General features: G+C 26.7%; 1 protein-coding gene and 1 pseudogene. Both read left to right on the forward strand.

All coding sequences use genetic code 11. From position 1 onward, the window contains the following. The coding region (locus tag CHL78_RS19975; RefSeq protein ID WP_147295869.1) for a SpoIIE family protein phosphatase at positions 1 to 618 on the forward strand (618 nt) is incomplete at its 5' end. 411 nt (positions 619 to 1,029) lie between these two features. Further along, positions 1,030 to 2,166 (forward strand): annotated as a pseudogene (locus CHL78_RS19980) (oligoendopeptidase F); the annotation flags it as partial.

The following is a 2,166-nucleotide window of genomic DNA, read 5'->3' on the forward strand; positions in this document are numbered from 1 at the left end:
GGTCATATACTATGTGGTGATAATTACACTTATATGGATATTAATGACGGAAAATACATGGTAGCGATAAGTGATGGAATGGGAAAAGGTAAAAAAGCTTATGAAGAGTCTTCTATAACCATTGATATATTAGAGAAAATGATGGATGCAAAAATAGATAATGAAATAATTATAAATACAATAAATAATATTCTTATACTTAAATCAACAGATGAAATGTTCTCTACATTAGACCTCGGTATTATAGATTTAAAGAAAGGATTTTTAGAGACTATAAAGATGGGAGCGTGCTCAACCTATATAAAAAGAGAAAATGGAGAAGTTGATTTAATATCCTCGTCATCATTACCAGTGGGGATAATAGGAGATATTAAGCTAGATAGGCAACATTCGAAGGTAAAAGATGGAGATTATGTGATTATGGTGTCAGATGGCATTGTAGATGCAGGTAAAAATAATGATTTGGGAGATAATTGGTTGATTTACTTCCTACAAAATATAGATACCACAAATCCAAAAGAAATATCTAATTTAATCTTAGATAAAGCATTAGATTTACAAAAAGAAGAAATTGAAGATGATATGACTGCTTTAGTAACTAAAATTTGTGTTAATTAACAGTTGTATATAATATGTTAATAGATTGTGGATAAGTTATAACTGTAAATGTATAAATAAGAATATGTTGAAATTTCAAGTTTCGACAAGGTTCAACAAACAAAAGTTCTTATAAGTTAAAAATATTATTTACAAAAATATAAGATTTATCAACAAAAACATAGGGAAATCAACAGAAAACTGTTGATAAAGTGTAGATAAGTGTGAATAAAGTGTATTTAAGTTAAAAAAATGAAAAATATAAAATAAATATATATATTGGAATATCTAAATTTATTAAAAAATTGAAACTGTGAATATGTGGATTATTATGTGGATAACTATTATAAGAGTTAAATGGTAATAGTTGAATAATATGGCCACAAAAAGCCATCCTAATATTAAGCAAACTTAGTGAAAGGATGGCTCACAATGAATAAAAACGTAAATAAGGTAATTATAACTTTAATACTTTCTATATTATGTATTTTTGGAATAAACATAAAATCAACTTTGAAAAGCTCTGAGGTTGAAGCAAATAATGAAGATGCTATTGAAGCTATGAATACTAATGATGACGATGAAAAAAAAGAAGAATCAAAGTTTGACTATGCTAAAGCTTGTTGGAATTTACAATCCTTATATAAAAGTGATGATGCTTGGAAGAAAGAATTGAAATCCTTTGTAAAAGATACTAAAGAGCTTAAAAACTATGTAGGCAAGGTTACTAAATCTAAGACACATATAACTTTTGCATTAGATATTAAAGAAAAGTTAGATATAAGAGCTAACAGACTTTATGCTTATGTAAAATTAAAAAAAGATATTAATAAGAACTCATATAAATATTTAGATATGACTGAGGAAATGGGAAAAGTATATAAGGACTATTCAAGAATATGTTCTGATTTAGAACTTGAGATATTAAAGCTATCGGATGATGAATACGATAAAATTATATCTAATAATAAGATAAACAAAAAATATGGAATGTATTTAAGTGACATAAGAAGAAGTAAAAAGCACTACCTAGATGATAAGTCTGAAAATATACTTAGTAATGTTTCGAATATAAGCAGTTTACCAAGTAAAATATATGAACTGTTTAGAAATATGGATAAAAATACAAATATCACACCAGCTGAATATGCAAGTATAATAGAATCTGGTGCTAGACAGGATAGAAAAGACGCGTATCAAAATGAATTTATAGCTTACAACGATAACATAAATACTTTGTCGGGCCTATTAGTTGGTCAAGTAAGAAAGAATATATTTTATGCATCGGAAAGAGGTTATGATTCGTCACTTGATATGTATCTAAGTTCAGATAATTTAAATACGAAAACATATGATAAATTAATAGAAACTGTAAATAAGAACACAGATAGCTTACACAAATACGTGAGTATGAGAAAGAAAATCTTAAAATTAGATAAGTTATATTATTATGATATGTTTGTACCGATAGTTGATCCAGTAGACTTGGATATAAATTATGAAAAAGGACAAAGTATCATATATTCTGCCCTATCTCCTTTGGGTAAGGAGTATGGAGATATATTATAT

Source organism: Romboutsia weinsteinii, from assembly GCF_002250835.2.
GTDB classification, from domain to species: domain Bacteria; phylum Bacillota; class Clostridia; order Peptostreptococcales; family Peptostreptococcaceae; genus Romboutsia_A; species Romboutsia_A weinsteinii.